This is a genomic window from Micromonospora chokoriensis (assembly GCF_000718555.1).
Taxonomy (GTDB): Bacteria; Actinomycetota; Actinomycetes; order Mycobacteriales; family Micromonosporaceae; genus Micromonospora; species Micromonospora chokoriensis_B.
Genome location: NZ_JOAN01000007.1, coordinates 167,049 through 190,548, shown reverse-complemented (window position 1 = coordinate 190,548; position 23,500 = coordinate 167,049). Strand labels below are relative to the sequence as shown.

The 23,500-nt window shown below is 71.7% G+C and carries 25 protein-coding genes and 1 riboswitch; of the genes, 5 read left to right on the top strand and 20 right to left on the bottom strand.

Going from position 1 to position 23,500, the window contains the following annotated elements; translation table 11 throughout:
• Positions 1–105: 105 nt before the first annotated feature.
• The 9 genes from pheT to IF46_RS0112175 all read right to left on the bottom strand — a co-directional run bounded on the left by pheT (position 106) and on the right by IF46_RS0112175 (position 8,416).
• Positions 106–2,652, bottom strand: coding sequence for a phenylalanine--tRNA ligase subunit beta (gene pheT / locus IF46_RS0112215; protein ID WP_030488432.1), 2,547 nt, complete (start codon positions 2,650–2,652; stop codon positions 106–108).
• Positions 2,653–2,692: 40 nt separating this feature from the next.
• Positions 2,693–3,772, bottom strand: a complete 1,080-nt coding sequence (gene pheS, locus IF46_RS0112210; protein ID WP_030488431.1) for a phenylalanine--tRNA ligase subunit alpha — start codon at positions 3,770–3,772, stop codon at positions 2,693–2,695.
• 232 nt (positions 3,773–4,004) lie between these two features.
• Complete coding sequence (locus IF46_RS0112205) at positions 4,005–4,802, bottom strand: TrmH family RNA methyltransferase (protein WP_051723854.1); 798 nt, start codon at positions 4,800–4,802, stop codon at positions 4,005–4,007.
• Positions 4,803–4,885: 83 nt separating this feature from the next.
• Positions 4,886–5,278: a 50S ribosomal protein L20 gene (rplT, locus tag IF46_RS0112200; RefSeq protein ID WP_030488429.1), complete on the bottom strand. Its 393-nt coding sequence runs from the start codon at positions 5,276–5,278 to the stop codon at positions 4,886–4,888.
• A 32-nt stretch (positions 5,279–5,310) separates the two neighbouring features.
• On the bottom strand, positions 5,311–5,505 hold the full coding sequence (gene rpmI, locus IF46_RS0112195) for a 50S ribosomal protein L35 (protein ID WP_030488428.1): 195 nt from the start codon (positions 5,503–5,505) through the stop codon (positions 5,311–5,313).
• Between the two features lie 20 nt (positions 5,506–5,525).
• Positions 5,526–6,176 (bottom strand): translation initiation factor IF-3, encoded by a 651-nt coding sequence (infC, locus tag IF46_RS0112190; RefSeq protein WP_030488427.1) that lies wholly within the window; start codon positions 6,174–6,176, stop codon positions 5,526–5,528.
• Positions 6,177–6,569: 393 nt separating this feature from the next.
• Positions 6,570–7,043, bottom strand: coding sequence for a PH domain-containing protein (locus IF46_RS0112185; protein WP_030488426.1), 474 nt, complete (start codon positions 7,041–7,043; stop codon positions 6,570–6,572).
• Between the two features lie 204 nt (positions 7,044–7,247).
• Positions 7,248–8,093, bottom strand: coding sequence for an ATP phosphoribosyltransferase (gene hisG, locus IF46_RS0112180; protein WP_030488425.1), 846 nt, complete (start codon positions 8,091–8,093; stop codon positions 7,248–7,250).
• A gap of 53 nt (positions 8,094–8,146) precedes the next feature.
• Entirely contained in the window at positions 8,147–8,416 is a 270-nt protein-coding gene (locus IF46_RS0112175) for a phosphoribosyl-ATP diphosphatase (protein WP_232234014.1), read from the bottom strand.
• Positions 8,417–8,543: 127 nt separating this feature from the next.
• Between IF46_RS0112175 and IF46_RS0112170 the strand changes: the two genes are divergently transcribed.
• The 3 genes from IF46_RS0112170 to IF46_RS0112160 are packed head-to-tail and all read left to right on the top strand — an operon-like array spanning position 8,544 to position 10,995.
• Positions 8,544–9,407, top strand: a complete 864-nt coding sequence (locus IF46_RS0112170) for an ABC transporter substrate-binding protein (RefSeq protein ID WP_030488424.1) — start codon at positions 8,544–8,546, stop codon at positions 9,405–9,407.
• Positions 9,404–10,249 carry an amino acid ABC transporter permease gene (locus tag IF46_RS0112165; protein WP_030488423.1) on the top strand — a complete coding sequence of 282 codons (846 nt, stop codon included), beginning with the start codon at positions 9,404–9,406 and terminating at the stop codon, positions 10,247–10,249. The genes IF46_RS0112170 and IF46_RS0112165 overlap by 4 nt, the downstream gene beginning before the upstream one ends.
• Positions 10,250–10,251: 2 nt before the next feature.
• Positions 10,252–10,995, top strand: coding sequence for an amino acid ABC transporter ATP-binding protein (locus IF46_RS0112160; RefSeq protein ID WP_030488422.1), 744 nt, complete (start codon positions 10,252–10,254; stop codon positions 10,993–10,995).
• 46 nt (positions 10,996–11,041) lie between these two features.
• On the opposite strand, the gene ribH is transcribed toward IF46_RS0112160, so the two are convergent.
• The 7 genes from ribH to rpe all read right to left on the bottom strand — a co-directional run bounded on the left by ribH (position 11,042) and on the right by rpe (position 17,230).
• Entirely contained in the window at positions 11,042–11,542 is a 501-nt protein-coding gene (gene ribH, locus IF46_RS0112155; protein ID WP_030488421.1) for a 6,7-dimethyl-8-ribityllumazine synthase, read from the bottom strand.
• A 2-nt stretch (positions 11,543–11,544) separates the two neighbouring features.
• The gene (locus IF46_RS0112150) at positions 11,545–12,810 is read right to left on the bottom strand and encodes a bifunctional 3,4-dihydroxy-2-butanone-4-phosphate synthase/GTP cyclohydrolase II (RefSeq protein WP_030488420.1); all 1,266 of its coding nucleotides are present in this window, start codon (positions 12,808–12,810) and stop codon (positions 11,545–11,547) included.
• Positions 12,807–13,490, bottom strand: coding sequence for a nicotinamide riboside transporter PnuC (gene pnuC / locus IF46_RS0112145; protein WP_030488419.1), 684 nt, complete (start codon positions 13,488–13,490; stop codon positions 12,807–12,809). The genes IF46_RS0112150 and pnuC overlap by 4 nt, the downstream gene beginning before the upstream one ends.
• Positions 13,490–14,113: a riboflavin synthase gene (locus IF46_RS0112140; protein ID WP_030488418.1), complete on the bottom strand. Its 624-nt coding sequence runs from the start codon at positions 14,111–14,113 to the stop codon at positions 13,490–13,492. The genes pnuC and IF46_RS0112140 overlap by 1 nt, the downstream gene beginning before the upstream one ends.
• Before the next feature lies 1 nt (position 14,114).
• The gene (gene ribD, locus IF46_RS0112135; RefSeq protein ID WP_030488417.1) at positions 14,115–15,176 is read right to left on the bottom strand and encodes a bifunctional diaminohydroxyphosphoribosylaminopyrimidine deaminase/5-amino-6-(5-phosphoribosylamino)uracil reductase RibD; all 1,062 of its coding nucleotides are present in this window, start codon (positions 15,174–15,176) and stop codon (positions 14,115–14,117) included.
• A gap of 166 nt (positions 15,177–15,342) precedes the next feature.
• Positions 15,343–15,513, bottom strand: a riboswitch (FMN riboswitch).
• Between the two features lie 78 nt (positions 15,514–15,591).
• Positions 15,592–16,548, bottom strand: coding sequence for a response regulator (locus IF46_RS0112130; protein WP_030488416.1), 957 nt, complete (start codon positions 16,546–16,548; stop codon positions 15,592–15,594).
• Position 16,549: 1 nt separating this feature from the next.
• Positions 16,550–17,230 carry a ribulose-phosphate 3-epimerase gene (gene rpe / locus IF46_RS0112125; RefSeq protein WP_030488415.1) on the bottom strand — a complete coding sequence of 227 codons (681 nt, stop codon included), beginning with the start codon at positions 17,228–17,230 and terminating at the stop codon, positions 16,550–16,552.
• Between the two features lie 254 nt (positions 17,231–17,484).
• On the opposite strand from rpe, the gene IF46_RS0112120 reads away from it, so the two are divergent.
• Both IF46_RS0112120 and IF46_RS0112115 read left to right on the top strand, forming a co-directional pair.
• Positions 17,485–18,375: a septum formation family protein gene (locus IF46_RS0112120; RefSeq protein ID WP_030488414.1), complete on the top strand. Its 891-nt coding sequence runs from the start codon at positions 17,485–17,487 to the stop codon at positions 18,373–18,375.
• Positions 18,376–18,456: 81 nt separating this feature from the next.
• Entirely contained in the window at positions 18,457–19,347 is an 891-nt protein-coding gene (locus IF46_RS0112115; protein ID WP_036391863.1) for a septum formation family protein, read from the top strand.
• Between the two features lie 52 nt (positions 19,348–19,399).
• On the opposite strand, the gene IF46_RS0112110 is transcribed toward IF46_RS0112115, so the two are convergent.
• From IF46_RS0112110 to IF46_RS0112095, 4 genes are all read right to left on the bottom strand, one after another.
• A complete protein-coding gene (locus IF46_RS0112110) occupies positions 19,400–20,878 on the bottom strand; it encodes an RsmB/NOP family class I SAM-dependent RNA methyltransferase (protein ID WP_420063560.1) in 1,479 nt (492 codons plus the stop codon).
• Positions 20,833–21,759 (bottom strand): methionyl-tRNA formyltransferase, encoded by a 927-nt coding sequence (gene fmt / locus IF46_RS0112105; RefSeq protein WP_030488411.1) that lies wholly within the window; start codon positions 21,757–21,759, stop codon positions 20,833–20,835. Before fmt ends, IF46_RS0112110 begins: the two co-directional genes overlap by 46 nt.
• Before the next feature lie 5 nt (positions 21,760–21,764).
• Positions 21,765–22,322 carry a peptide deformylase gene (gene def / locus IF46_RS0112100; RefSeq protein WP_030488410.1) on the bottom strand — a complete coding sequence of 186 codons (558 nt, stop codon included), beginning with the start codon at positions 22,320–22,322 and terminating at the stop codon, positions 21,765–21,767.
• A gap of 192 nt (positions 22,323–22,514) precedes the next feature.
• Positions 22,515–23,498, bottom strand: a complete 984-nt coding sequence (locus IF46_RS0112095; RefSeq protein WP_030488409.1) for an AAA family ATPase — start codon at positions 23,496–23,498, stop codon at positions 22,515–22,517.
• Positions 23,499–23,500 lie beyond the last annotated feature (2 nt).

Genomic DNA, 23,500 nt, shown 5'->3' with positions numbered 1-23,500 from the left:
CCAGGTGAGAAATCACCTGGCCAGAGCCTTAATCGCAGGTGCGCCGCGAGCGACTCCATCCCCGAACCCGCGGATTGAAGAAGTCGCAAGCCGGGGACGGGCCGGTTATGCGCCGCGCAGGGTGGCGCCGAGACGCTCGGCCGCTACCGCGACCGCCGCATCCCGGGCCGCGACCGCCTCCTCTACGGTCAGCGTCCGGTCCGGCGCCCGGAAGGTGAGCTTGTACGCCAGCGACCGACGGCCCTCGCCGAGCTGCGCGCCCGCGTACACGTCGAAGAGCCGCACATCCTCCAGCAGCTCACCGGCGCCCGCCTCCAGCGCCCGGCGCACCTGCTCCGCCGGCACCGAGTCGTCCACCACCAGCGCCACGTCGATCAGCGCCGGCGGGAAGCCGGAGACCGTCGGCGCGGGCGTCACCGGGGTCGGCGGCAGCGCGTCGAGGTCCAACTCCATCGCGCTGGTGCGGCGGGGCAGCTCCAACGCCGCGGCCACCACCGGGTGCAGCTCGCCGGCGTGACCGACGACCGAGCCGTCGACCCGCAGCTCGGCGCAGCGGCCCGGGTGCCACGGGGCGTACTCGGCGGCGCGCACCTCGACCCGCTCGTCGGGGATCCCGGCGGCGGCCAGCACGTCACGGGCCGCCTCGATCGCGTCCGCCCAGCCGGCCGGTCGACCCGCACCCCACCAGCCGGCCGGGTCCAGGTCGCCGGAGAGCACCACCGCGACGTGCACGGGCTGCGCCGGCACCACCGCGTCGGCGGCCGCGAACTCCGCGTCGGTGGGGCGCCGGTCCACGCCCATCGCCGGCGGGCTGCCGGCGCCGAGACGCGGGTGGAAGACCGCACCGATCTCGTAGAGGGCGAGGTCGCGGTGACCCCGGCCGAGGTTGCGCTTGAGGATCCCGAGCAGCGGGCCGAGCAGCGTGGTGCGCAGCAGCGGCTCCTCCTCGGACAGCGGGTTGGCCACCCGCACCGCGGGTCGGCGCGGGTCGTCGGCCGGCAGGCCGAGCTGGTCGGCCAACTCCGGTGACACGAACGGGTGCGCGAGCACCTCCACGTACCCCCGCTCGGCCAGCGACCCGGCGACCGCCCGGCGGCGACGCTGGCGCGGGGTCAGACCGCGGCCCGCAGGCGCGGTCGGCAACACCGACGGCACCCGGTCGTACCCGTCGAGGCGGACCACCTCCTCGACCAGGTCGGCCGGGTCGGTCAGGTCGGGCCGCCAGGTCGGCGGGGTGACACTCAGCACCGCCCCGACGCCGCTGGCCACGCCGACCGTGCCCGGGTCCTCGGACAACCGGTCCGTGCCCTGCGCGACAGTGCAGCCGACCCGCTCCAGCAGGGCGACCACCCGCGCCGGCGGGTACTCGACGCCGACCCGCCGGGTCGGCAGGTCCGCCGGAAGGCTGATCGGGGTACGCGGCCGGACGTGGTCGATGTCCAGGATCTCCGCGCTCGGGGTGCCGCCGCCGTGCTCGGTGAGCAGTCGCACGGCGCGCTCCAGCGCGACAAGCGCCACGGCCGGGTCGACGCCCCGCTCCCAGCGCTTCGCGGCCTCGCTGAACAGCTTGTGCCGGCGGGCCGTGCGCCCGACCATCGCCGGGTCCCAGTGCGCCGCCTCGAAGAGCACGGTGGTGGTGCCGGCGACGACCTCGCTGGTCTCGCCGCCCATCACCGCGGCGAGCGAGATCGGACCAGTGTCGTCACAGATCACCATGTCGTCGGCGGTGAGCACCCGGCTGACCCCGTCGAGCGTGGTCAGCTTCTCCCCCGCCTCGGCGCGACGGACCACCAGCGGCCCGGCGATCCGGTCGGCGTCGAAGGCGTGCATCGGCTGGCCCAGCTCCAACATCACGTAGTTGGTGATGTCGACGGGCAGCGAGATGCTGCGGATGCCGGCGGTGACGAGCCGCTGGGCCATCCAGGACGGCGTGGGCGCGGTCGGGTCGACGCCCCGCACCAGGCGGGCCGTGAACCGGTCACAGCCGACCGTGTCGCGGACCTCCACCGGGTACGCCGGCGTCTCGGTGCCGCCCGGAGCCGGCATCAGGGCCGGGTCGCGCAGCGGCACGTCGAACGCGTGCGACAGCTCCCGGGCCAGGCCGCGCAGGCTCAGCGCGTACCCCCGGTCGGGGGTGATCTCCAGATCGAACACGACGTCGTCGAGGCCGACCAGCGGGCGGGCGTCGTCGCCCGGCTTCGCCGTCACGTCCGGCCCCAGCACGATGATGCCGGAGTGGTCGTCGCCCAGGCCCAGCTCCTTGGCCGAGCAGATCATGCCCGCGGAGTTGTGCCCGTACGTCTTGCGGGCGCCGATGGCGAAGCCGCCGGGCAGCACGCCACCGGGCAGGATCACCACGACCCGGTCGCCCGGGGCGAAGTTACGGGCCCCGCAGACGATCTCCTGCGGCTCACCGGTGCCGTTGGCGGCACCGACGTCGACCCGGCAGAACCGGATCGGCTTCTTGAAGCCGGTGAGCTCCTCGATCTCGCGCACCTCACCGACGACGAGCTGACCGGTGACGGTCGCGGCCAGGTCCACCACGGACTCGACCTCGATGCCGAGGTCGACCAGGGCCTGCTCCAGGTCACCGGTGGGCAGGTCGGCGGGGAGGTCGACGTACTCCCGCAGCCAACTGACAGAAACTCGCATGACTTCAGACCACCGTTCCCGTGTCTCGTACCCGCATCGCCTACGCCCCGGTCCCGAGCGCGCGGCTGAACCGCACGTCGCCCTCGAAGAGATGGCGGATGTCGCTGACCCCGTGCCGGATCATCAGGGTCCGGTCGATGCCCATGCCGAAGGCGAATCCGGAGTAGACCTCCGGGTCGACGCCGCAGGCGCGCAGCACCCGCGGGTTGACCATGCCGCAGCCACCCCACTCGACCCACTGCGGGCCGTCGCGGTGCTCCGGGAACCACACGTCGAACTCCGCCGACGGCTCGGTGAACGGGAAGTAGTGCGGCCGCCACCGCGTCTTCGCCTCGGGGCCGAACATCGCCCGGGCGAAGTGGTCGAGGGTGCCCCGCAGGTGCGCCATCGTGATGCCCTTGTCGACCACCAGACCCTCGGCCTGGTGGAACACCGGGCTGTGGGTGGCGTCGATCTCGTCGGTGCGGTAGACGCGACCCGGCACGATCACGTAGATCGGCGGCTTGCGACTGAGCATCGTCCGGGTCTGCACCGTCGAGGTGTGCGTGCGTAGAACAAGGCCCGAGCCCGCGGAGCCATCGGAGGATGCGATGTGGAAGGTGTCCATCAACCCGCGCGCCGGATGGTCGGCGGGGATGTTCAACGCGTCGAAGTTGACCCACTCCAGGTCGACCTCGGGCCCCTCGGCCACCTCGTAGCCCATCCCGACGAAGAGGTCGCTGATCGACTCCATCAGGGTGCTCAACGGGTGCCGGGCACCGCGTGGACGCCGGTCGTAGGGCAGGGTGACGTCCACCCGCTCCTCGACCAGCACCCGCTCGGCCTGCTCGCGCTCCACCACCTCGGCACGCTCGGCGTACGCGGACTCGATCGCCCGGCGGGCTTCGTTAACCCGCTTGCCGGCGTCGGACTTCGCAGCCGGCGGCAACGCGCCGATCTCCCGGCGGGCCAGCGAGATCGGTGACCGGTCACCCAGGTGCACCGAGCGCAGCGCGGTCAGCGCGTCCGGGTCGGCGGCAGCCTCGAACGCCTTCGTGGCGTCCGCGACGGCCTCGGCCAGGGCAGCGGGGTCGAGCAGGGCGACCTGCTTCGGGTCATACGGATCGTTGCGATAGCTCATGGCGTACGGGCACTCCCTCACGGCGGCGCCAGCCCTCACCGGGGCGGCTAGGCGAGTCTACGGACGCGCGGCTGTGCCGCAGCCCGCCGGTAGGAGTTGCGCAGGGAGCAGGTCAGGCCCGCCGCCCGCCGACACCGGCGGGCTGGCTAAACGAACGCCGTGTCGCGTTCATGGGCGGATGCTCTCCCCTGCTGTCAGTCGCGCTTTCAGACGCGCCGGAGGCGGTCACCCCTCAGCGCTGCGCTCTCGCTGAAGCGTACAGGCAGACCGCGGCGGCCGCAGCCAGGTTGAGGCTCTCCGCGCGCCCGTACAGCGGCACCCGCACCGTGGTGTCGGCGGCGGCGGTCAACTCCTCGGGCAGCCCGTGCGCCTCGGAGCCGAACAGCCAGGCGGTGGGCCCGACGAGCCGGCCGTAGTCGGTCAGGTCGTCCAGGTCGTTGTCGCCGTACCCGGTGGTGGCGAAGATCGACAGCCCGGCGGCGCGCAGCGCGTCGACCACCGCGACCGGGTCGGGAGCGCGCACCACGTCGACATGGAAGAGGCTGCCGGCCGAGGCCCGCACACACTTACCGTTGTACGGGTCGACGGCGTCGCCGGCGAAGATCACCGCACCCGCACCGGCCGCGTCGGCGGTGCGCAGCACGGTGCCGGCGTTGCCCGGGTCACGGATCTCGGCGAGCACCGCCACCAGCCGGGGCGCACCCGCGAGGGCCTGCTCCAGTGAGACGTCCAGGTGCCGGCAGACGGCGACCAACCCCTGTGGGGCGACGGTCTCGGTCAGCGCCGCGAGGGCATCGTCGGTCACCTCGGAGACCGGCACGTCGGCGCGGGCCGCCGTGGCGGCCAACTCCGGATACCGGTCGAGCGCGGTGGGCGTACCGAACAACTCGGTGACCACCTCCGGCCGCGCGAGGGCCTCGCGGACCGCCTGCGGGCCCTCGGCCAGGAATTGGGCAGTGGCGTCGCGGTCCCGGCGGCGTTGCAGGCGGCGGGCGGCGACAACCCTGGGTGTACGCGGGGTGAAGGCCATGATGTGCGTTCCTCCGACACGATTGAGGCGCCCCCCGGACGGCGGTGCCGACACGGGAGACGCCTCGCTCTGGTGCGTGGGGATCAGGCGGCCTGAGCCGCCGCGCCGCCGGTGCCCTCGGCCGTGACCGCGGCCCGGGCCAGCTCGACGATCGCCGCGAACGAGGCGGCGTCGTTGACAGCCATGTCGGCCAGGATCTTGCGGTCGACCTCGATGCCGGCCAGACGCAGGCCCTGGATCAGACGGTTGTAGGTCATCCCGTTGGCCCGGGCGCCCGCGTTGATCCGCTGAATCCACAGCTGCCGGAAGTCGCCCTTGCGGTCGCGACGGTCCCGGTAGGCGTACTGCATCGAGTGCAGCACCTGCTCCTTGGCCTTGCGGTACAGGCGGGAGCGCTGACCGCGGTAACCACTCGCGGACTCCAGCAGGGTACGACGCTTCTTCTGGGCGTTTACAGCCCGCTTGACGCGTGCCATCTCAACTCCTAATTACGTAAAGGTGGCGCGCGTCAGCGGCCGAGCAGCTTCTTGATGCGCTTGACGTCGGCCTTGGCCAGCACGACCGTGCCGGTCAGCCGGCGGGTCTGGGTGGAGGGCTTCTTCTCCAGGTTGTGGCGCAGGCCGGCCTGCTGGGCAACGATCTTGCCCTTGCCGGTCACCCTGACCCGCTTACCCATACCCGTGTGGCTCTTCATCTTCGGCATGTGGAACGTCTTCTCCCCTGTTACTCGCTGCTGGTGTCGGCGGCGAGGCCGGTGTCACCGGCTGCTGCGGTCTCGCTGACCGCCGCGGTCTCATCGGCTTCCGGAGCGGCGGACTCGTCCGCTGCCCGGTCCCGAGGTCCGCCGCGAGACGCCGTGGCGGCGACCGCGGAGGCCTTGACGGCCCGATGCGGGGCGAGAACCATGATCATGTTCCGGCCGTCCTGCTTCGGAGCGGCCTCGACGTATCCCAGTTCCGTGATCTCGGACTCGAGCCGGCGCAGGAGCCGGTAACCCAGCTCCGGACGACTCTGCTCGCGACCGCGGAACATGATCGTCACCTTGACCTTGTCGCCCGCCTTGAGGAACCGCACCACGTGACCCTTTTTGGTCTCGTAGTCGTGCGGGTCGATCTTCGGCCGAAGCTTCATTTCCTTGATGACGGTCTGCTGCTGATTACGCCGCGCTTCGCGCGCCTTCAGTGCGCTCTCATACTTGAACTTGCCGAAGTCCATGAGCTTGCACACCGGCGGGCGCGCCATCGGCGCAACCTCGACCAGGTCCAGATCGACGTCCGCGGCCAGCTGAAGAGCGCGCTCCAGCGGGACGATGCCCACCTGCTCACCCTCTGGGCCGACCAGTCGGACCTCACGTGCCCGGATCTGCTCGTTCACGCGTGGTTCGACGCTGATGGGGCCTCCTCGAGTCGTTTCTGCTCTGTCGCCGACCCCTGCGGCTCCCAGGAGGGAACCGACCCGAAAAGCAGAAGGCCCCGGCATATGCCAGGGCCCGCTCGACCGGTCAGCACGATCACAGGATCGCGCATCCAGCACCGGGACATGCCCGGAACCGGTGACCGGACCCGGACACCGTAGCGGTGACTCGGGTGGGAGCAGGCGCCCCACTTTCAAGGCTGTCTGCTCGCACGCGGAGACAGCCTGGTCGACTTGATTACACTACACCGACGCCCCGGCCACTCCCAAACCGGGCACGACCTGGTGTTCAGAGACGCCGAGGTCGGCGGGGTCTGCGGGTCAGCCGCAGGTCAGCGGGTCAGCGGCGCTGGGTCAGCGGCCGACGGCGCGCTCGGCGAGGCGGGCCTGGTGGGCTTCATGCAGCCGGCGCAGCGCGCGGACCCCGTCGACGGCCAACTCCTTGTCGGCGGCCTGCAAGGCGACCATCGGCAGCAGGTCGTCATCGTGCAGCTCCAGGCTGGCCCACGGGGCACCCCGGTCGAAGCGGACACCCCGGACAACCTCCCAGGGCAGCTCGTAAGAGCTGATCACGTTACGCACCCGAATGCTGCGCGCGTCCGCCTCCACCCGCGGGCGGGTGAACAGCAGGAAACCCAGCGCGCCGAAGATGCCCAGGCCGATCATGGCGATCTGGTCGCCGCGCTGGAAGCTGCCGTAACCGTCGCCGGTCGGCCCGCTCAGCGACGTGGCGACCAGAGCGAAGACCACCACCAGGGCAGCCGCCGCCGACCAGCAGACCACGCGAATGCGGCGGGGCTTCAGGCGGACCAGCTCGGTTTCACTCACCCCACCAGTCTGCCACTCGCACTCGCCCATCAGTCGCACCACCCGCCGACCCACCACCCCGAGCCCACCCCGCCACCCGGCGCCCCACCGCCGGCCACCGGCCACGGCGGCAAGATCGTGCTCGATCCATGATCTAGTGGCCTCGGTCGAGCCCGAGGCCACTACTTCAATGATCGAGCGCGATCTTGCCGGTTCTAGCCCGCCTCAGAGGCGGCAGGCGTGGATGTTGGTGACGAGGATGGCGCGAGCGCCCAGCTCGTACAGCTCGTCCATGATGCGGTGGACGTCGTCGCGGAGCACCATCGCCTGCACCGCCACCCAGCCCTCGCGGTGCAGCGGTGACACGGTGGGCGATTCGATGCCCGGGGTGAGGCCGCTGGCCCGGTCCAGCAGACCGGCCGGCACGTCGTAGGCGAGCATCACGTAGCGGCGGGCCACCAGCACGCCGTGCAGGCGGCGCAGCAACTGCTCGGCCTGCGGTTGTGCGGGCGCGCCGGCCCGACGGACCAGCACCGCCGACGAGCGCAGCAGCGGCTCGCCGAAGACCACCAGGCCCGCCTGGCGCAGGGTCGCTCCGGTCTCCACCACGTCCGCGATCACGTCGGCGACACCGAGGCGTACGGCGTTCTCCACCGCGCCGTCGAGGCGGATCACGTCGGCCTTGACCCCCACCTCGCCGAGGTGCCGCTCGACCAGCCCCGGGTACGCGGTGGCGATCCGGTGACCGCCCAACTCCTGCACGGAGGCGATGTCGTCGGGGCGGGCGGCGAAGCGGAAGGTGGCCCGACCGAAGGCGAGGTCGACGACCTCCTCGGCCGGCGCCGCCGAGTCGATCAGCAGGTCTCGACCGGTGATCCCGAGGTCGAGGTCACCGGAGCCGACGTAGGTGGCGATGTCCTTCGGGCGCAGGTAGAAGAATTCGACGTCGTTGGCCTCGTCTCGGCAGACGAGGTCCTTGGGGTCGGTGCGCTGGCGGTAGCCCGCCTCGCGCAGCATCTGGGCGGCCGGTTCGGCCAGGGTGCCCTTGTTGGGAATGGCGACACGCAGCATGACGGAGTGCTCCTTCGATCCGGATCCGGATGGCGATCAACGGGGTGGGGCACTCACAGATGTCGGTAGACGTCCTTGAGTTCGAGACCACTGGCGAGCATCAGCACCTGGACCTGGTAGAGAAGCTGGGAGATCTCCTCGGCGGTGCGCTCCGGCCCTTCGTGCTCGGCGGCCATCCACGACTCGGCCGCCTCCTCGACGACCTTCTTGCCGATGAAGTGCACGCCCTTGTCCAGAGCGGCGACGGTGCCCGAGCCCGGGGTGCCGGCGGCGGCCTTGGCCTGCAGCTCGGCGAACAACTCCTCGAACGTCTTCACGAGCAACGATTCTTCCAGCCACCCGTCCGACGCCCCGCGTCCGGGTCCGCCGGAATCCAGCAAGCGGACAATTCCCTATCAACATGGTGGGACAATTGCCGATCGATCCCCATCAAGCTCTACGCTGTCCGCCATGGCCAGCAGCTCACGTCTCCTCGCGCTCACCCTCGCCGGTGCCGCCGTCGTAGCCACCGCCGGATGCGCGCCACAAAAGGAGCTACCGACCCCCGTCGTCACCTCGGCGCTGTCGTGCGCCAAGGACAGCCTGCCCACCCGTACGCCGGGCAAGCTGACCATCGCGACCGACCAGCCCGCGTACGAGCCGTGGTTCTCCGACGACAAGCCGGACAACGGCGAGGGCTTCGAGTCCGCCGTCGCGTACGCGGTGGCCGAGAAGCTCGGGTACGCCCGCACCGATGTCACCTGGACCCGGGTCAAGTTCGACACCGCGATCGCCCCGGGGCCCAAGGAGTTCGACTTCGACATCAACCAGTTCTCCATCACCGAGGAACGCAAGCAGGCGGTCGACTTCTCCGCGCCGTACTACCTGGTGCGGCAGACCGTCATCGCGTTGAAGTCCTCGAAGATCGCTGGCAAGAAGTCGCTGGCCGACCTGCGCGACGCGCGGCTGGGCGCCCAGGTCGGCACCACCAGCTACCAGGCGATCACCGAAGTGCTCAAGCCGACCGTCGAGCCGCAGGTCTACAACAGCAACGACGACGCCAAGAAGGCCCTGCAGAACGGGCAGCTCGACGGTCTCGTGGTGGACCTGCCGACCGCCTTCTACATCACCGGGGCGGAGATCACCGACGCGACGATCGTCGGGCAGGTGCCGCAGGTCGGTACGCCCGAGGCGTTCGGGTTGCTGCTGGACAAGAACTCCCCGCTGACCAAATGCGTGACCGGCGCGGTCGGTCAGCTCACCACGGCGGGCACGCTGAAGCAACTGGAGCAGAAGTGGCTCGCGCAGGTGGCGGGGGCGGCCGAGCTGCGGTGACACTTCTGGATCATGTTCCGTCCGAGGCGCAGCTGCGGCGCTCGGCGTACCGGCGGCGGCAGACCGTCTACAGCGTGTTCGTCGCGGCGTCCTCCACGGCGGCGCTCGGCACGTTGCTGGTGATCGCGGTTACCGGTGCGCCGGGCTGGGATCGGGTGCGGCAGTCGTTCCTGGATCCGGAGATCGCCCGGGACGCGTTGCCGGCGGTGCTGACCGGGCTCTGGCTCAACGTACGACTGCTGGTGTGCTGTGCCGTCGGCGCGCTGCTGCTCGGGCTGGTGATCGCCGTGCTGCGGACGCTGCGCGGCCCGGTCTTCTTCCCGGTTCGCGCGCTGGCCGCCGGCTACACCTACACCTTCCGCGGCCTACCGCTGATCATCGTGCTCTACCTGCTCACCCTCGGCGTGCCGGGGCTGCGACTGCAGGGCATGCCGCCGGTGCTGGTGCTCGGTGGGATCGCGTTGGTCCTCACCTACGGCGGCTATCTCGCCGAGGTGTTCCGGGCCGGCATCGAGTCGGTGCATCCCAGCCAGCTCGCCGCGGCCCGCTCGTTGGGCCTGACCTATCGGCAGACGATGCGGCACGTGGTCCTGCCGCAGGCCGTCCGCCGGGTGGCGCCACCCCTGCTCAACGATGTGGTGGCGTTGCAGAAGGACGTGGGGCTGGTCTCGCTCGCCGGGCCGATCGACGCGGTCCGCGCCGCCCAGATCGCCACCGCCCAGTCGTTCAACTACACGCCGTACATCGTGGCGGGGGTGCTCTTCGTGCTCCTCGCGATCCCGCTGATCGCGGTCACCGACTGGGTGACGCTGCGCGCGGCCCGCCGACAGTCGGGAGGCTGACCATGGCACTGCTGCGCTGTCGGGGTCTGCGCAAGGAGTTCGGCGGGCACGCCGTGCTCGACCAACTTGACCTGACCGTCACCGAGCACCGGGTGGTGGCCCTGATCGGCGCGTCCGGCTCCGGCAAGTCGACCCTGCTGCGGTGTGTGAACCTGCTGGAGGAGATCGACGACGGCACCATCGAGTTGGACGGGGAGGACATCTCCGATCCCCGGGTGGACCCGGACCGGGTCCGGCGGCGGATCGGCATGGTGTTCCAGGCGTACAACCTCTTCCCGCACCTGAGCGTGTTGGACAACATCACTCTCGCGCCGCGCCGCGTACACCGGCGGGGTCGGGCGGAGGCCGAGGCGCAGGCCCGGGACCTGCTCGACCGGGTGGGGCTCGGCGCCAAGGCCGACGCCTACCCGGACCGTCTCTCCGGCGGGCAGCAGCAGCGGGTGGCGATCGTCCGGGCGCTGGCGAACTCACCTCGACTGATGCTGCTCGACGAGGTCACCTCCGCGCTGGACCCGGAGCTCGTCGGTGAGGTGCTGGCGATGATCCGCGACCTGAAGGCCGACGGCATGACAATGGTGCTGGCCACCCACGAGATGGGCTTCGCCCGGGAGGTCGCCGACGAGGTCTGCTTCCTCGACGCCGGGCGGGTCGTCGAGAGCGGCCCACCCGAGCAGGTGCTCGGCGAGCCGACGCAGCCCCGGACCCGGCAGTTCCTGCACCGGATCATCGAGGCCGGCCGGCTCTGAGGGCGGGCCTTCAGAGCCGGCCGAGGCGTCAGAGGCGTCAGAGGCGTCAGCCGCCGAAGCCGACCCGCTGGGCGTTGCCCGCCGCCACGGTCCGTACGGCCAGCGCCGCGTCGAGCGCCGCGACGGTGGCGGCCCAGCCCTTGTCCTCCGCCGAGCCGGGCAGACCGGCGCGGTCCCGGGCCTGCTCGATGGTCTCCACGGTCAACACCCCGTGCGCCACCGGCTTGCCCTCGTCCAGCGCCACCCGGGTCAGCCCGTCGGTGACCGAGCGGCAGACGTAGTCGAAGTGGGCGGTGGAGCCGCGGACGACCACGCCGATGGCGACCACCACGTCGCAGCGGCGGGCGAGGGCCTGCGCGACCACCGGCAGCTCGACCGACCCGGCGACCCGGGCGACCACGGAGCGAGCCCCGCACGCCTCGGCGGCGGCCACCGCACGCTCCACCATGTGATCGGTCAGCTCGCCGTGCCAACGGGCGGCAACGACCCCGACGGTCAGCCCTGCGGCGTCCACCGCCTCGACTCCCGGCTCACCGAAACCCGCCATCGTCATGCTCCGATCTCGTCGTTGGCGACCGGACGCCCCAGCGGCGCCTCGGACACCTCGTCCAACTCGTCCAGCAGGTGACCCATCCGGTCCCGCTTGGTGCGCAGGTAGCGCAGGTTCTCCGGGTGCGCGCTGATCGGGAGCCCCTCGCGGCCGGTGATGGTCAACCCGTACCCCTCCAGCCCGGCCCGCTTGGCCGGGTTGTTGGTGAGCAGCCGCATCGAGCGCACGCCCAGGTCGTAGAGGATCTGCGCGCCGGTGCCGTAGTCGCGGGCGTCGGCCGGCAGGCCCAGGTCGAGGTTGGCGTCGACGGTGTCGCGGCCCAGGTCCTGCAACTGGTACGCCTGCAGCTTGTGCAACAGCCCGATGCCGCGACCCTCGTGTCCGCGGACGTAGAGCACCACGCCCCGGCCCTCCCGCGCGACCCGGGCCAGTGCGGCGTCCAGCTGCGGCCCGCAGTCGCAGCGCAGCGAGCCGAACACGTCCCCGGTCAGGCACTCGGAGTGCACCCGGACCAGCACGTCCTGGCCGTCGCCGAGGTCACCCAGCACCATGGCGACGTGTTCGGCCGGGTCGTGCTCGGCGCGGTAGCCGAGCGCCCGGAACACCCCGTGCCGCGTCGGCATCCGGGCGTCGGCGACCAGCTCGACCTGCTTCTCGGTGCGCCGCCGGTAGGCGATCAGGTCGGCGATGGTGATCAGCGTGAGGCCGTGCTCGGCGCAGAACTTCTCCAGGTCCGGCACCCGCATCATGGTGCCGTCGTCGTTGACCAGCTCGCATAGCCCACCGGCCGGCCGCAGCCCCGCCAGTCGGGTCAGGTCGACGGCCGCCTCGGTGTGCCCCGGACGGCGCAACACACCGCCCTCCTTGGCGCGCAGCGGCAGGACGTGGCCCGGGCGGACCAGGTCGGCCGGACCGGCGGCGGGGTCGCCCAGCAGTCGGGTGGTGTGCGCGCGGTCGGCGGCCGAGATGCCGGTGGTGACGCCCTCCCGGGCGTCCACGGTGACGGTGTACGCGGTGCCGGTCCAGTCCTGGTTCTGGTGCACCATCTGCGGCAGCGCGAGCCGATCACAGTCAGCGCCGGTCAGCGCGACGCAGAGGTAGCCCGACGTGTATCTGATCGTGAACGCCAGCAGCTCCGGCGTGGCCAACTCGGCCGCGAAGATCAGGTCGCCCTCGTTCTCCCGGTCCGCGTCGTCGACCACGACGACCGGCCGGCCGGCGGCGATGTCCGCGATCGCCTGCTCGATGCTTCCGAAGCTGCTCACGCCACGGCCTCCCGGTAGTTGGGCGTAGGGGCGGCCGCCGTGGCGCGCGAGGTGCGCCACCAGGCGGCGAAGCCCCAGGCGCAGAGTGCGCCGTAGATCAGGTACATGACCGCCGACGGGTAGAAGCCGCCGCGCAGCAGCAACGGCACGCCGACCGCGTCCACCGCGATCCAGAGCAGCCAGAACTCCACCCAGCCGCGGGCCATGCCGTAGGTGGCCAGCAGGCTGCCGGTGAGGATCCAGGCGTCGGGCAGCGGGCCCCACGAGCCCAGCGCCTTGAGCACCGGGTACGCCGCGGCGGTGCCGATCACGGCGGCCACCAGCAGCATCAGTCGCTCCCGTCCGGTGGCCCAGCGCGGGGTAACCGCAGCCTGCCCGGCGTCGGCGCGACGGTTGCGCTGCCAACGCCACCAGCCGTAGACGCTTACCGCGAAGAAGAACACCTGACGACCGGCCTGCCCGTACAGGTCGTGCTCCTGCGGGGTGGCGAACACCCCACCGAGGAAGACGGTGAGCAGCAGCGCGTTACCGATCATGCCGACCGGCCACGCCCAGACCAGCCGACGCAGCCCGAGCAGCGCCGAGACCAGCCCGAACACGTTGCCGACGATCTCCCGGGCCAGCACCGGCGAGCCGGCGACCTGCACCTGGGCGTCGAGCAGCCAGCTGAGCGGGCCCATCAGGCCACCCCGCGAGTGTCGGCGTTGTTGAGCCGGTCGCCGAGCAGCCGCTCGACGTACTTGGCCAGCACGTCGACCTCCAGGTTGACCGGGTCGCCGACGCCCTTCGCGCCGAGCGTGGTCAGCTTGAGCGTGGTCGGGATCAGCCCGACGGCGAACTCGTCCGCGCCGACGGTGGCCACGGTCAACGAGACGCCGTCGATGGTGATCGAGCCCTTCTCCACCACGTACCGGGAGAGGCCGGCGGGCAGTCGGAACCGGACCGTCTCCCACTGCTCGGCCGGCTCCCGGGAGATCAGTTCACCGACCCCGTCGACGTGGCCCTGCACGAGGTGCCCGCCGAGCCGGCTGCCGAGCGCGGCGGCCCGCTCCAGGTTGACCGGGTCGCCGGGGCGCAGCGCACCCAGCGCGGAGCGGCGCAGCGTCTCCCCCATCACGTCGGCGGTGAAGACCCCGTCGGCCACCTCCACGACGGTCAGGCAGACACCGTTGACGGCGATGGAGTCGCCGTGGCGGGCGTCGGAGGTGACCAGCGGACCGCGTACGCCGAGCAGCGCCGAATCGCTCGCCGTTGGCGCGACCCGGACGATCTCGCCCAATTCCTCGATGATGCCGGTGAACATGTCAGACCTCCCGTTTACGGGGCAAAGCGGTGATCCGAAGATCCGGACCGATCTGCGTAACGTCGACCAACTCCAGATCGATGGCCTCAGCGATGGTGGTCACTCCCGCGTCGACCAGGGCGGTCGGGCCAGCGCCGAGCAACCGCGGCGCGACGTACCCGACGATCTTGTCGACCAGGCCGGCCTTCAGGAACGCGCCGGCCAGCCGGGGGCCACCCTCCAGCAGCACCGCGCGGACCCCGCGCTGGTGCAGCGCCGCGAGCAGCGCCGCCAGGTCGACCCGGCCGTCCGGGTCGGCGCCGACCTCGTCGGCGGTCGCGATCCACGTCCGCGCGGCGCCGTCGCGGACCCGGGCGTCAGCCGGGGTACGCCCCGAGCTGTCCACCACCACCCGCAGCGGCTGCCGAATGGCCAGGCTGCCGTCGCGCAGGTTGCGGGCGGTCAACCGGGGGTCGTCGGCGAGCACGGTGCCCACCCCGGCGATGACCGCGTCGACAGTGCCGCGCAGCGCGTGCACGTCGATCCGGGCCGCCTCCGAGGTGATCCACATGCTGGTGCCGTCCGCCGCGGCGGAGCGCCCGTCGAGCGTGGCGGCGTACTTCCAGATCACGTACGGCCAGCCCCGGCGCATCGAGGTCAGCCACGCGACGTTGCCGGCCTCGGCCTCCTCACCGCGTACCCCCAGATCGACCCGGACCCCGGCGGCGCGCAAGGTGGCGGCGCCACCGGAAGCGACCGGGTTGGGATCGGGTACGGCGATGACCACCCGCCCCACGCCCGCCTGGACGAGCGCGGAGCTACAGGGGCCGGTGCGGCCGGTGTGATCGCAGGGTTCCAGAGTGACGATCGCGGTGCCGCCCTTGGCCCGCCGTCCGGCCTGCGCCAGGGCGACGATCTCGGCGTGCGGCCCCCCGGCGTACGCGTGGAAGCCCTCCCCCACGACCTGGCCGTCCTCGTCGAGCAGCACGCACCCGACCACCGGGTTGGGGCTTGTGGTGCCGAGCCCGCGGGCGGCTAACTCGATCGCACGCCGCATCGCCTCGTCAACGGAGACGCTGGCCATCGCCCTGACCTGCCCTCTCACTCGCCGGTCCGCGCGCGGGCGGTCAGGGAGGCGGTGGCCATGGGGCCACGGGCAGGCGGTGGCGGATTCCGGGAACGGCACAGCCGCCCCCGGAGGGTCGAAACGGCACGCTGAAGCCAGCGGCCGGCTCGGACCCGTCCGTCCCGCGCGCTGTCTCCCATCCGGACTGTCTGGGAGCGGACGAACCGCCCCCAACCGTCGGCCCCGGATTTTCACCAGGTCCACCGGACGGCAGAGCCGTCCGGGTCGCGGGCTGACCACGGTTGGACCGTGGATCACCGCCGGTTCGGAATTTCACCGAGTCCCGCCAGCGCGTGGTGGGTACACCGGAAGTCTTACACGCCGATCCGGCTCTGCCGCCACCTAGGCGAGCTACTTCACAGCCGTATCACGCTCAGGTGACGCCGCGACGCCGGTCCACCGCCACGTAGGAGCCCGGTTGGCTCTTGGCGACCGTCTTCATCTCCGAGGCCATCGCGATCGCTTCGAGAGGGTCGGAGAACCGCTTGCCGGCATCGGAGAGGGACACCCCGATGGAGAGCGTGACCAGGGCCGCGCGCCGGATGTTGCCCCGTCGGTCCTTCAACTCGACGAAGCCGCGCTCACGGTCGGTCGGGTCGTAGAGCGTGTCGGCGGCGTTTTCGAAGTCGACCACCGCCTGGGACGTCAGCGGGCGCACCTGGTCCGGGGCGCAGACGATGACGAAGTCGTCGCCGCCGACGTGGCCGAGGAAGGCCGGCGGCAGCCCGACGCCCACCACCGCCCGGTGCAGGCTGCGGGCCAGCGCGGAGATGAAGTCATCGCCACGAACGAAGCCGTACCGGTCGTTGACGCTCTTGAACCGGTCGATGTCGACGTAGCCGACCGCGTAGTCCACGCCCTGCCGGACCCGGTCGCTGATCTCCCGACGGATCCGGCTGTTGCCGGGCAGCCCGGTCAGCGGGGAGACCTCCCGGAACTCCTTGTTGCGGCGCAGCGTGGACGAGACCCGGGCCACCAACTCGGCGGTGTCGAACGGCTTGACCAGGTAGTCGTCCGCGCCGGCGCTGAGCCCGTGCACCTTGTCGACGGTCATCCCCTTGGCCGTCAGCATGATCACCGGAAGGGCGGAGGTCATCGGGTCGGCGCGCAGCCGCCGGGTCAGCTCCAACCCGTCGATCCGGGGCATCATGAGGTCGACCACCGCCAGGTCCGGTCGCTGGCGCTCGATGACCTCCAGGGCCTCCTGGCCGTCGCTGGCGTGGATCACCTCGAAGCCGTGCAGCCGCAGGTTGAACTCGACGAAACGAGCGATGTCCGCGTCGTCGTCCACGACGAGGATGATGTCCTTGCGGTCGGCCTCGGGCTCCACCTCAAGCCCCGGGAGCCGCGCGTTCCGCCAGTGCCCGAAGGTGCCGTACCGCCTCCGCCGGGTCGGCCGCGCCGTACACGGCGGTGCCGGCCACGAACGCGTCCGCGCCGGCGGCGGCCGCCTGTTCGATGGTGTCGGCGGCGATCCCGCCGTCCACCTCGATACGCAGCTCCAGGTGCCCCGCCGACACGTGCCGCCGGGCGGTGCGCACCTTCTCCAGCAGCTGCGGAAGAAAGCGCTGCCCACCGAAGCCCGCCTTGATCGTCATGATCAGCAGGGTGTCGAAGCTGGGCAGCAGGTCCAGGTACGGCTCGATCGGGGTGTCCCGGTCGATGGCCAGACCCGCCTTCGCGCCAGCCGAGCGCAGGTCCTTGGCGAGCGCCACCGGGTCGTCGGCCGCCTCCGCGTGGAAGGTGACGTTGTACGCCCCGGCGTCGGCGTACCCGGGAGCCCACCGGCGCGGGTCCTCGATCATCAGGTGCACGTCGAAGGGCATCGCCGTGACAGCCCGCAGGCTCTGCACCACGGGCAGCCCAATTGTCAGGTTCGGCACGAAGTGGTTGTCCATCACATCGACGTGCAACCAGTCCGCGGCGTCCTCGACGGCACGGACCTCTTCGGCGAGACGGGCGAAATCGGCGGCCAGGATGCTCGGCGCGACGATCGGCGGCGGTACGGTCACGGGGCCAGTGTACGAACGTGGCCGCCCGCGACCCGCATCGCGCCACCATCGGGGACGCGCTGTGACCCAGTAGTGACCAGTGGTGCAGAATTAGTCGCTCCGGACCCCCGAATCCGGACGAACAGACATGAGTGGCTGGCCGATCGACGGAAACGCGACGACACTCCAACCGGGACGGTGCCGTAGGCTGCACGCCCGCCGGGGTCTCGCCGCGGGGCGCGGCGACCGGCCGCCAGCTCCCGAAAGGGCGGACGATGCGACGGTGGTTTCCAGCGCTGGTGCTGGCCGGCGTCACGACGATGCTGCTGGCCGGCTGTGCGCCGGCGCGCGGCGCGGACGGTGATCTCACCGACGACTGGCCGGCGCTGCGGGTGCCGAAACCGTTCACCCCCGCCACCGACACCTGCCTGCCACGGATCGCCACGGTCGTGCAGGCCAGCACGTACGAGACGGTGGACTGCGCGCGTAACCACCTGGCCGAGACCATCCACGTCGGCACCTTCGTCGGGCCCGACGCGTTGACCGAGGCCCGACCTGAACCCGGCTCGTCGGCGCTGCGCACGGCCCGCGCCGAGTGCGATCAGCGGGCCCGGCAGGTGCTCGGCGGCGACTGGCACACGGCCCGACTCGCGCTGTCCCTCGCGCTGCCCTCCGCGCCGGCCTGGGCCGGCGGCGCACGCTGGTTCCGCTGCGATCTCAGCGAGACCGGCAGCATCGACAACACCCGCCCGGTGAACCGCACCGGCAGCCTGCGCGGCGCGTTGATCGGCGACACACCCCTGACGCACCGCTGCTTCGACCCCAAGCTGATCGGCGACAACCTCAACTACATGGCGCCGGTGCTCTGCACCGAGCCGCACCGCGCCGAGTTCGTGGGCGTCTACGAGGAACAGGACATGAGCTGGGCGGAGTTCACCAAGTCCGCCGAGCGGGCGCACAAGCGCTGCATGGCGCTGATCGCCGAGTACGCGGCGGTGCCGAACAACAGCGATCTGCCGTACCGGGCCGGGTCCATCTACTACCCACCGTCGCAGCGGGAGTGGGAGGAGGGTGACCGTGGAGTGCGCTGTTTCCTGTGGAGCGACGACCGCAAACTCACCCGCTCGATGCGCGGCGCCGGCCCCGAGGGACTGCCCGCGATCTGAGTATCGGTGCCGTATGCTGCTGCGCCGTGGGGCTACCGACCGGCGGGGTTCGGCGGAGGCCACCAGCGGCGGGAGGTCGGGATGCGACGGTGGTTGGCGGCGTTCGCCGGGGGTGGGGCGTTGGCCCTGGCGCTGGCCGGGTGCGGCGCACCCGCCGGAGTCGACCGTGACCTCATCGACGACTGGCCGGCGCCCGTCGCGGCGCAGCAGTTCGTCCCCGCCGCCGACGTCTGCCACCACAGCTCCCAGCAGGTCGGTTTCCTGACCGGCTACAACCCGATGGCGTGCACCGAGGGGCACCGGGTGGAGACCATGCACGTCGGCACCTTCACCGGCCCGGACGCTCAGGGCGGCACGCCGCCGCAGCCCGGCTCGAAGGGCATGCGAGCCGCGCACGCCGCGTGCGACACGGTGGTCAACAAGGCGTTGGGCGCCGACTGGCGTTCCGGGCGGCTCGGCCTGACCGTCGTGCTGCCGTCGGTGCCGGCCTGGTCGGGCGGGGCCCGTTGGTACCGCTGCGACGTCACCGAGATCGCCAGCATCGACAGCACCGCGGTCGACCTGCGTACCGGCAGCCTCCGGGGTGCGCTCTCCGGCGCGGCGCCGCTGGCGTACCGCTGCTTCAACCCGAAGCTGCTCAAGGACGAGATCGAAGAGATGGTGCCGGTCTCCTGCACCGCCAAGCACCACGCCGAGTTCGTCGGGGTCTGGCAGGCCCCGGATACCAGCTACGCCGATTTCACCCGCGGCGTCAAGCGGACCCACCAGGCCTGCCAGACGATGATCGCCAAGTTCGCCAAGGTCCCGGACAACTCCCAGCTCGACTTCCGCGCCGGAACGATCTACTACCAGCCGTACGAGGAGGAGTGGCGCAACGGTAACCGTGGCGTGCAGTGCTTCCTCTGGATCTCCGACCGGGACCTGACCCGCTCGATGAAGAACGCCGGCACGAAGGGCCTTCCGGTCACCTGAGCACGCCACGTCCGGCCGACCGGGTGACCGATCGGCCGGACGCGGGGTCGGGTCAGCCTCGGCGCAGGACGGCGAGGAACATCGCGTCGGTGCCGTGGCGGTGTGGCCAGAGCTGCACGGTCGGCCCGTCGCCGAGACCGGGCATGCCGGCCGGCAGCAGCGGCCGGGCGTCCACGAAGTCCACTGCAACCCCGCTGCGGCGGGCCGCCTCGGTCACCGTCACGTGCGTCTCGACCGTGTGCGGCGAGCAGGTGACGTAGGCGACCAGGCCACCCGGGCGGACCGCCCGCAACGCCGCGCCGAGCAACTCGCGTTGCAGCCGGGTCAGCGGCGGCAGGTCCGACGGCTGGCGTCGCCAGCGCGACTCCGGCCGGCGACGAAGCGAGCCCAGCCCCGTGCACGGTGCGTCCACCAGCACCCGGTCGAAGTGCTGCTCCGGCAGCTTCGGGTCAGCGCCGACCTCACGGCCGTCCATGGTCAGCACGGCCACCGGCAGGTCCCGGGTCGCCAACGAGACCAGTCGGGCCCGGTGCTCGGCAACCTCCACCGCGGTCACCCGGGCACCCCGCTGCGCGGCCAGAGCGCCGAGCAGCCCGGCCTTGCCACCCGGCCCGGCGCACAGATCCAGCCAACGACCGTCCGGGCCGTCCAACGGCGCGTCGGCAAGCGCGGTGGCCACCAGTTGGGAGCCCTCGTCCTGGACGTGGGCACGGCCGTCGACCACCGCCGGGATTTCGCCCGGCGCACCGCCGGGCAGATAGACGGCGTACGGCGAGAAGGCACCGGGCGCACCGCCGACCTGGTCGGCCAGCTCGACCGGGTCGATCAACCCGGGCCGGGCGCACAGGTGCACCGGCGGACGCTCGTTGTCCTCGATCAGGAGGCGCTCCGTCTCGCCCAGATCGCCGCCGAGCGCCTCGGAGAAGGCCCGCACGATCCACTGCGGATGGCTGTACGCCAAGGAGAGGTGCCCGACCGGGTCGGTCTCCATCGGCGGGGCCAGCTTCGTCACCCAGGCGTCCGCGTCCCGGCTGGACACCTCGCGCAACACCGCGTTGGCGAAGCCGGTGGCGCCCGGCGCGACCGAGCGGACCAGGTCCACCGTCGAGGAGACCGCGGCGTGCGCCGGCACCCGGGTGTGCAACAGCTGGTACGCCCCGAGGCGCAGCGCGTCGCGCACCGGCGGGTCGATCCGAGCCACGTCCCGGCCGGCCGCGGCGGTCAGGATCGCGTCCAACGTGCCCAGGTGACGCAGGGTGCCGTAGGTCAGCTCGGTGGCGAAGGCCGCGTCCCGACCGAACAGCCCCTCCTCCCGCAGGATGATGGGCAGCACCAGGTTGGCGAACGCGTCGTCGCGGTGCACCGCCGCCACCGCCTCGTACGCGGCGCGGCGCGGCCGGTCCAGTGGTGGCCGGACCGGACGGCGATCCCCGCCACGGCCGGTCGACGGGCCGGAGCGCGTCGGTCGGGTTCCCTCCGGTGCCGTCACGCGAATTCCTCTCCAGTGCCGACCCGGACGCCGCGCGCCCAGTCGGTAGCGCCCATGGCCCGCTTGCCCGCGGCGCGGACCTCACCGAGACGCACCGGCACGGTCGCCGTGCCAGTCAGCACCCGGGACTTCTCCACCAACAACTCCCCCGGCTTCAGCGCAGGGCCGTCGGGCACCGGAACGACCGGCCCCAGCTTCACCCGCTCGTCGCGGAACGTCGTCCAGCCGCCCGGCGCGGGCGTGCAGGCCCGGATCCGCCGGTCCACGGCGAAGGCCGGGTCGCTCCAACGCACCCGGGCGTCGTCCACGGTCAGCTTCGGCGCCAGCGACACCCCGTCGGCCGGCTGCGGCTCGGCCCGGGCGGTGCCGTCGGCGATCGCGTCGAGGACCGCCACCAGCAGCCCGGCACCGGAATCGGCGAGCCGCTCCAGCAGATCACCCGAGGTGTCGGCGGGGCGGATCTCGTCGGTCAGGGTGCCGTAGACCGGGCCGGTGTCCAGGCCCTCCTCCAGTTGGAAGACGCTGGCACCGGTCAGCTCGTCGCCGTGCAGCACGGCGTGCTGCACGGGCGCGGCGCCACGCCACGCGGGCAGCAGCGAGAAGTGCAGGTTGATCCAGCCGTACCGGGGGATCTCCAGCGCCGCCGGCGGCACCAGCGCGCCGTAGGCGACCACCGGCACGCAGTCCGGCGCCAACTCGCGCAACCGGTCGAGGAACTCCGGGTCGCGGGGACGGGCCGGCGTGAGCACCTCGACGCCGTGCTCGTCGGCCCACGCACCGACCGGAGAGCGGGACAGGCCCCGCCCACGCCCAGCGGGCGCGTCGGGCCGGGTGACCACGGCGACCAGCTCGTGGCGGGAGGCGGCGACGGCGGCCAGGGCGGGAAGAGCGACAGCCGGCGTACCGGCGAAGATCACGCGCATCCGGGTCAGCGCCCCAGACCGAAGGGGTCGCTGATGTGTGGGCTGAGCTTGACCGTGGGCGGGGCCGCCGCGTCGTACCACTCGGCCTGACGGATTGCCTTCATGGCTTCCTTGCGCCCCTCCTGGTCCAGTCGGTCCAGGAAGAGCACCCCATCGAGGTGGTCGGTCTCGTGCTGCACGCAACGCGCCATCAGACCGGTGCCGACGATCTGCATCGGGTCGCCGAACGAGCTGAAGCCCTTGGCGATGACGTTCTGCCGACGCTTGGTGTCGAAGTAGAGCCCGGGGATCGACAGGCAGCCCTCCGGGCCGTCCTGCTCCTCCTCGTCGGGAAACTCCAACACCGGGTTGATCAGGTGCCCGAGGACGTCGTCGACGTCGAAGGTGAAAACCCGCAGGCTCACACCGAGCTGCGGCGCGGCCAGGCCGGCGCCGTTCTGCTCACGCATCGTGTCGGTGAGGTCGGCGACGAGCCGACGTAGCTCGGCGTCGAAGTTGACCACCGGATCGGCCGGCGTGCGCAGCACCGGATCCCCAAACAGACGGATGGGCTGGACGGTCACGCGGGACGGCTCCTTCTTTCGGGTGGGACGAGCGGTGCCGTACCAGTCTACGGAGTGCCCGGCCGCGCGCCGGCCGGCGTACCTCGATCGACTGCCGCCGGTGTGCCCAGCGCCACCGGGAGGCTTCGGCGCACGTCGGTGGCCGGGTCCGGCGCACGTACCCCGCGCGTCGGCCCCGCCCTTCGCCTGGGTTCAGACGCTGGCGCTCTGGTCCCCCGCGAGCACGGCGTCGCCACGGAGCAGCGCGGGCTCGGGCAGCGGCAGTTGGATCTTGTGAGCCGCCTCCCAGTCGTAGATCAGGCCGGGGCGCACCTGGGCGGCGAAGTAGTCGACGGCGGTCATCTGACCCACGACCGGCTCGTCGACCTCGGCGACCAACTGGGCGGGGACCAGCGAGAACCCGTTCTGCAGGGCTGCGCTGAGGCGACGGTGACCGTCGACGACGAAGAAGTACTCGCCGGTGAACCCGATCTTCAGCGGCTCTAGCGCCTCGTCGCCGGCCTCGGCGACGCCACCGACGAAGTCGGTGTCCCACAGACCCCGCAGGGTGGCGATGTCCTCGGTCGGGTAGACCCGGGCCGGGTCCAGCAGCAGCAGCGGCGGCGCGTCGCGCAGCACCTCGGCGCCGAGCTTGCCCTCGTACGCGGCCACGATGTGCTCGATCACCTCGGCGGCCGAGGCCCGGGTGGTGTCGCAGATCAGGTCGTAGTTGCGCAGCCGGGCCTTGTCCACCCCGTAGCGGATGATGAACCGGCTGCGCTCGCTCGCGCTGCGCTCACGGAGCTTGCTCTTGGCCTCCTCCAGGGAGGCGTAACTCTCCGCCGGCCCGGACGGTCGGGCCAGCACCCGGCGGGCCGCCTCGCCCGGCTCGGTGATCATGTGCACCTTGAGCGCATCGGTGAAGAAGTGCCAGGCCAGCCGGGAGTCCATGATCAGGCGCTCACCGGAGGCGGCGATGTCCCGCTGGAGTTGATCGACGTAGCCGTCGACGGCCTGGTCGAGCTCGGCGTGCAGGTTGAGCTGCAGGGCGGTCATCTGCCGCTGCTGCGCCATCTCCCGGTAGAGGTCCCCCACGCTGACCCGACGCATGCCGAGCCGCTTGGCGATCTCGACCGACACGGTGCTCTTGCCGCTGCCGAGGTCGCCGTTGAAGACGATCGATTGTCCAACGGTCACGA

Bases quoted from the DNA above. Each gene is read 5' to 3' on its own strand.
- ribD (WP_030488417.1), bottom strand. From the start codon at position 15,176: ATGGCCAGCGTCTCCGTTGACGAGGCGATGCGGCGTGCGATCGAGTTA.
- IF46_RS0112140 (WP_030488418.1), bottom strand. From the start codon at position 14,113: ATGTTCACCGGCATCATCGAGGAATTGGGCGAGATCGTCCGGGTCGCG.
- IF46_RS0112115 (WP_036391863.1), top strand. From the start codon at position 18,457: ATGCGACGGTGGTTGGCGGCGTTCGCCGGGGGTGGGGCGTTGGCCCTG.
- rpmI (WP_030488428.1), bottom strand. From the start codon at position 5,505: ATGCCGAAGATGAAGAGCCACACGGGTATGGGTAAGCGGGTCAGGGTG.
- ribH (WP_030488421.1), bottom strand. From the start codon at position 11,542: ATGGCGGGTTTCGGTGAGCCGGGAGTCGAGGCGGTGGACGCCGCAGGG.
- IF46_RS0112160 (WP_030488422.1), top strand. From the start codon at position 10,252: ATGGCACTGCTGCGCTGTCGGGGTCTGCGCAAGGAGTTCGGCGGGCAC.
- IF46_RS0112120 (WP_030488414.1), top strand. From the start codon at position 17,485: ATGCGACGGTGGTTTCCAGCGCTGGTGCTGGCCGGCGTCACGACGATG.
- IF46_RS0112205 (WP_051723854.1), bottom strand. From the start codon at position 4,802: ATGGCCTTCACCCCGCGTACACCCAGGGTTGTCGCCGCCCGCCGCCTG.
- hisG (WP_030488425.1), bottom strand. From the start codon at position 8,093: ATGCTGCGTGTCGCCATTCCCAACAAGGGCACCCTGGCCGAACCGGCC.
- rplT (WP_030488429.1), bottom strand. From the start codon at position 5,278: ATGGCACGCGTCAAGCGGGCTGTAAACGCCCAGAAGAAGCGTCGTACC.
- fmt (WP_030488411.1), bottom strand. From the start codon at position 21,759: ATGCGCGTGATCTTCGCCGGTACGCCGGCTGTCGCTCTTCCCGCCCTG.
- pheT (WP_030488432.1), bottom strand. From the start codon at position 2,652: ATGCGAGTTTCTGTCAGTTGGCTGCGGGAGTACGTCGACCTCCCCGCC.
- IF46_RS0112170 (WP_030488424.1), top strand. From the start codon at position 8,544: ATGGCCAGCAGCTCACGTCTCCTCGCGCTCACCCTCGCCGGTGCCGCC.
- pheS (WP_030488431.1), bottom strand. From the start codon at position 3,772: ATGAGCTATCGCAACGATCCGTATGACCCGAAGCAGGTCGCCCTGCTC.
- pnuC (WP_030488419.1), bottom strand. From the start codon at position 13,490: ATGGGCCCGCTCAGCTGGCTGCTCGACGCCCAGGTGCAGGTCGCCGGC.